The following is a 5,774-nucleotide window of genomic DNA, read 5'->3' as shown; positions in this document are numbered from 1 at the left end:
GGCCACCACGGCGGAAGCGCGCGACAGCAGCGGCGCCCAGCGCGGCAGGGCACGCTCGATGACCAGCACCCCGCCGTCGGGGAAGGACAACAGGTCCATGTCCTTGCGCACCACGTGGGCCAGGCCCGCGCCAGCACCGGGACTGACCGGGGTGCCGCCCAGCAGCAGCACGGGTGGACCGGAATCGGCACAACCATAGCCGCCAGGCAGGGGGCCTGATTCGGCGGCGGCGACATCCCCTCCGGCGGCGTCGGCACCGCCCACGGGCGCGCATTCGCCCTCCGGAAGCTCGTCGTGGCGCGCCTCGCGCAGGGGGCGGCTTTGCAGGATGGTCAGCTCGCCTTCCGGGCACACGGCCCATTCGATGTCCTGCGGCTCTCCGTAGAACACCTCGAATCCGGCGGCCAGCGCGGCTATTTCCAGGGCGCGGGCATCGTCGATGCACGGGGCGTCCACCATGTCCGGCGGCATGTCCTCCAGTCGCACGCCCTCGATGGGGTCGCGCACGAAGCGCTGGGGCTTGGCCGCTATCTGGCGCTGCGCCACCGCCATGGGCACCTCGCGCGAGACCACGAACACGTCGGGGCTGAAGCTGCCGTCCACCACGGCCTTGGGCAGGCCGGGCACGGCGTTGATGACCACGGTATTGTCGCGCAGGTCCAGCGGATTGCGGCTGTAGGCCACGCCGCCCGCCACCGCATCCACCATGACCAGGCAGCCCACGCACATGGGCACGTCCTCGTCGGGGATGCCGCGCGCCAGGCGGTAGGTCATGGCGGTGACGCCGTACTTGCTGGCCACGATGTCCTTGAAGGTGTCCAGCACGTCTTCGGGCGGCACGTTGAGTTCCGAGCGGTACTGCCCGGCAAAGGAGGCGTCCAGCGAATCCTCGCCCACGGCGCTGGAGCGCACGGCAAAGCGCACCTCGGCGCCCGTGCAGGTTCCGGTGCCCGGGTGCGGTGTCGTCAGTGCATCATGCGGGGGGGGCCCGGCCAGCCGTTCCACCTGCGCGGTGATGGCCTCGGCAAGTTCGTCGGGCACGGGGGCGGCCAGGATAAGCTGCTGGATGGACGCGGACAGGGCGAACACCTCGTCCAGCCGGGTGGCGTCCGCCGTCTGCACCCGCCGGTCGATCTCTTCCTGCAGCCCACCCGCCTCCATGAAGCACTGGTAGCCCGTGGCCGTGACCACGAAGCCGTCGGGCACGGTAATGCCGAGGCGGCGGCGGATTTCGCCCAGGTTGGCCATCTTGCCGCCGGTCTGGTCGGCCATGTCCACGCCGGTTTCGGCAATGGGCAGCACCAGCGGCCCGCCGCCCGCGCGCACGTGGGGGGCCACCACGGCCTCGATGCCCGCACGTATCTCGTCGAACTTCGTTTCCAGTTCCGGCCAGCGGTCGTCGGACAACGCGTTGAGGTGGCGCACGATCTGGAACACGCTGGCGCACGCGCGGGTGCAGGCCCCGCGCACGTAGGTCATGCCGAAGGGGCGCACCCCGCGCAGGGCCTCTTCCATGTCGGCCATGATCTCGAGGGCGCTCTTGTTGGCGGACAGCAGCAACCGGAACCGCGAGCAACGTTCGCGGTACAGCGCCCGCAGCCGCTCGGTTTCGGCGTCGGGCACGCCGCCGTCCTGTGCAGAGGGGTCCTGCCGCCGGAACAACGTGCCGAGTGTGTGGAAAAAGCCGCCCATGTCGCGTCCGCCGTGTCTGCGTCGTGATGTTCGCCGTCAGCCGATCATGCCGCCGATGTCGCTGCCAATGGTGCCGCCGGTTGTGCCTGTCTGGCCCCGCCCGGGCCGCTGCCCTGCCCGCGCCTCGCCGCTCAGGCGTGGCGCACGGCCTCGCCCAGCTTGAAAATCAGTTCGTTGATGGCCACGGGTTTGAGCATGTAATCGAACGCGCCCAGTTCCATGCCGGTCAGGGCCGCACCCAGGCTGGCATGCCCGGTCAGCAGCACCACCGGCACCTCCGGCCGCAGGGCCTTGATGCGCCGCAGCGTCTCCAGTCCGTCCATGCCCGGCATCTTCACGTCCAGCACCACCGCGTCGTAGGCGCCCTGCTCCACGCGCGCCACCGCGTCCGTGCCGTTGTCCGCCGTGTCCACCTCCATGCCGCGCCGTTCCAGCCGCTTGTGCATGAGGTCCAGGAATTCCGTCTCGTCATCCACGATGAGAATCTTCATGTCGTGGCCCTTTTTCGAAGATTTTCGGGGGAAGGGACCCTTTGAAAAGGGTCCCCTTCCCCCGGCCCCCATCCCCCCAAACTTTTCATTCGGGATGCGGGTGGGGCCGAGGGCGCCGTGCCCCCTCCATACGGGGGTGCAGAGGGCAACGCCCACTGCCCGCCGGAGGCGTACAAAAAACAGCCGCAGCTACCGCAAGTTGAGCAGGGTATCCTGCGTGAAGGCGGGCGGCGCGGTGGGCAGGTACACGGTGAAGGTGGCCCCGTTGCCGGGGGTGCTTTCCGCCACGATGCGGCCGCCGAGTTTTTCCATGATCGAGTAGCAGATGGCGAGGCCAAGGCCGGTGCCTTCGCCTGCCTTCTTGGTGGTGTAGAACGGGTCGAAGATGTGTTCGAGCACCTCGGGGGCGATGCCCCCGCCGGTATCGGTGACGGACACGAACACTTCCTGCCCGCCTTCGGTGGCCCCGGTGCGCACGGTGATGGAGCCGCCCTGGCCCACGGCGTCGATGGCGTTGTCCAGCACGTTCAGGATCACCTGCTGCACCTGGGCCGTATCGGTGGTGATGGCGGGCAGTTCGGCGTCGAAATCCTTGTGGATGGTGATGGACCTGTGCAGGGCCTCGCTTTCCAGAAACTTCACGGTCTGCTCGGTCAGCACGTTGAGGGGCACGTCTTCCTGCATGGGTTCCATGCGGCGGCCAAAGCCCAGCATGCGGTGGGTGATGCCCTTGGCCCGGTCCACGTGCTGCTCGATCTTGACGGCGGCCTCTTCGATCTCGGCGTGGTGGCCCATGCGGGCGGCGTCCTCTTCGGACAGCAGGTCGCGGATCCACCCGGCGTTCTCGCGGATGAGCATGAGCGGGTTGTTCACCTCGTGCGCCACCCCGGCGGCCAGCTTGCCGAGGGCGGCCATCTTGCTGGACTGCATGAGCGACGCATCCAGCATGGCCTGCCTGCGGTCGGCCTCGATGACCTTGTCCACGATGACGCGGGTGGTGAAGAAGGTGCCCAGGCAGATGACCACGGCCCCGCCCAGCAGGAACAGCACCACGATGAACTGGGTGTGCGCCAGGGGCGAAAGCGGCTCGCGCGGGTCGTCCATGACAACCAGCAGCCAGGGCATGTTCTCGAGCCAGGTCATGCCGGTGATCATGGGCCTGCCGTCAGTGCTGGCCACGGTGTCCACCACCACCCCGCGCTTGGCCCTGTCGGGCATGGTCAGGCTCAGCCCGGACTTGGTCATGATGGCACCGTTGTTGCGCGAATCGGATTGCAGGGTGCCGTCCACGGCCAGCAGAAAGGCGTCGCTGTTCGTGCCGGAATAGGCGCGGTGCAGCATGGCGCTGACGGCGGCGGAATCGATGGTGGCCCGCAGTATCCAGGCCCTGCCGTTCTCGCGGCGCATGACCGCGATGATGAAGTGCGGAAAACGGCGGAACCCGGTGAACACGTCGCTGACGTACTGGCCCTTCAGCATCACCTCGTGAAACCACGGCTCGTCGCGGTAGTTGGCGGCTTCGAGCGAATACGGCCCCACGTAGGCCACGTGTTCGCCCTGGTCGTTGATGACGCCGATGTCCACGTAGGAGCGGGCGTTGGACTGGATGACCCCGAAGATGGTGCCCAACCTGGCGGGGTCGGACAGTTCGCTGAACGGGTGGGTCCAGGCCAGGCTCTTGATCTGCGAGACACGCTCGGCAAGAAAGGTATCCAGCGCGCGGCGCTTGCTTTCGGTCACCGCTTCGATGCCCGAAACCATGCGCTCGTGGTAGGTCTTGGAAAACTGGAGATGGATGAAGAAGCCCAGCGCGAAGAGCGGCACGAGCGAAAAGGCGAGCATGGCGAAGGTGAGTCTGCGCCGCAGCCTGGTGTATCCGCCGATGTCCATCCAGCCTCCGTGGGCGGGCCGCCCCCGCGAAAGGGGCACCCGGAAAAGACCGCCCGAAAAAAAACACCGGGAAAAGGGCTTGGGGGGCGAAGAAGAGAACCGCCGTGTGCCGGCCACGGGCGTATGCCGACCATGATGCGGGCACGGTAACGGTCGTGGGCCCCATGCACCGGCCCCTGCCCGGCTGCGGCGCAATATCGTTGCAGGCACGGCACGCCTGTTTCGATAAAGGCACGCCGAAACGACGCTGCGGCAACCTCGCTCCCCCCTGTGGTGCGCCCGTGAAACACGGACGATGCAGGGGTCACCCCATGTGCTACAATTACCCGATCATCCAGCATTTTACAATCGCCGGAAGCACCCGAAACAGGGAAACACCCGTTTCGCGGACCGCCGGTTTCCGCACCGCAATCAACACTGTTTCCGCGATGGGGGGTCAGATGGGGGCGGCGGGGTCCACGGCCCGGCGCGGGCGGGCGTCGTCGCCGGACATGGCCTGTTCGGCCTCTGCCGCTGCCGCAAGATCGGCCTCTTCCAGCAGGCGGCGGCAGTCGGCCAGCATGGAGGCGCGCCGTTCGGCCAGTTGCGGCCCGTCGTTCATGATCATGTCCAGCTGGCGGGTATGGATGGTCATGTACCCGGCCACCAGCAGCATGCGCAGGGCATCCGGCTGGGGCAGGTTTTCGATGCGGGCCGACAGCGCGTCGCGGCGCACGGTGCAGGCAAAGCCGAATTCGCCCAGCAGCCCGGCCACGAATTCCACCCGGCGCACCCGGCGTTCGATGTTGGCGGCCCCGCCGCGCAACTGGAAGACCACGTAGTTTTCGGGGGTCCGGTCGCCCACCAGCGATTCCACGGCCACGAAGTGAAAGCCGAAACGCGAGTGCAGGCTGCAGTAATTGCGCGAAACCATGAAGTAGTTGCGCTCGGTGAAAAACGCGCTCTGGGCAGCCGGGTCCAGATGCGGGTTGGCCGTGGCCTCGAACATCACCGACAGGAAGCCCTTGGCGTCCACCGGCGGCGGCCCCTGCCACGGCACGGCGTTCATGCCGCGCCACAGGGTGCGCATGGGCACCGAGGCTACCCGCGCGATGGGCACCAGCGGGCCGTTGACATCCCCGTCGAAGCCGTCGTCCAGATTGACCACCCAGAACTGCTTGGGCACGTCGCACTGCAACTGCTTGACCCGTTGCGGCGCGTGGCGCTGCTGCGAGCCGAAGCGGAACATCTCGGCCACGGCCTTTTCGTGGCAGAAGCGGCCCAGGTCGTGGAAGGTGCGGCAGTTGGCCGACTTGAAGTCGGGCGAATCCGGGTCCAGGGTCAGGGGCAGCATGTGGTGGGCGGCGGCGTCCAGCGCCTGCAACACCGGGCTGCCGGGCATGAAGTTGCATTCGTGCGGGGCCGATTCGATGAAGGCCTCGATGCGGCCCGGGTACACCACACCCACATCCCCATGCACGGTGACCATGGCCCCCTGCTCCAGAAGGTCCAGCGGGCTGCCCTGCCGGAACGGGCCGAACACGGCGGGCTTGCCGAATTCGCGCGCCACGGCTGCCAACTGGCTTGAAATGCGGCCCCGCTCGGCCACCACGGCGCTGGCGCGGTCCAGCAGCATGCCCCAGTCGGCCAGGTCGCGCTCCACCACCAGCACGGCGCCATCGGGAAAGCTGCGCACGTCGTCCCGCTGGCGCACGATGTGCA

Annotated in this window: 4 protein-coding genes; all 4 read right to left on the bottom strand. The window is 67.8% G+C overall.

The window, feature by feature from the left end:
- Positions 1–1,623: PEP/pyruvate-binding domain-containing protein (locus FVW27_RS06390; protein ID WP_341806097.1), on the bottom strand; the 1,623-nt coding region annotated here is incomplete at its 3' end.
- A 200-nt stretch (positions 1,624–1,823) separates the two neighbouring features.
- On the bottom strand, positions 1,824–2,183 hold the full coding sequence (locus tag FVW27_RS06385; RefSeq protein WP_167123704.1) for a response regulator: 360 nt from the start codon (positions 2,181–2,183) through the stop codon (positions 1,824–1,826).
- A gap of 189 nt (positions 2,184–2,372) precedes the next feature.
- Positions 2,373–4,073 (bottom strand): sensor histidine kinase, encoded by a 1,701-nt coding sequence (locus FVW27_RS06380; protein ID WP_167123702.1) that lies wholly within the window; start codon positions 4,071–4,073, stop codon positions 2,373–2,375.
- Between the two features lie 436 nt (positions 4,074–4,509).
- Positions 4,510–5,774: PEP-utilizing enzyme (locus FVW27_RS06375; RefSeq protein WP_243838249.1), on the bottom strand; the 1,265-nt coding region annotated here is incomplete at its 5' end.

Origin of the sequence: Nitratidesulfovibrio liaohensis, assembly GCF_011682075.1 — a bacterium.
Classification (GTDB): Bacteria; Desulfobacterota; Desulfovibrionia; order Desulfovibrionales; family Desulfovibrionaceae; genus Cupidesulfovibrio; species Cupidesulfovibrio liaohensis.
Note: the sequence above shows the minus strand (reverse complement) of the source record. Positions and strands in the feature narration are given on the sequence as shown.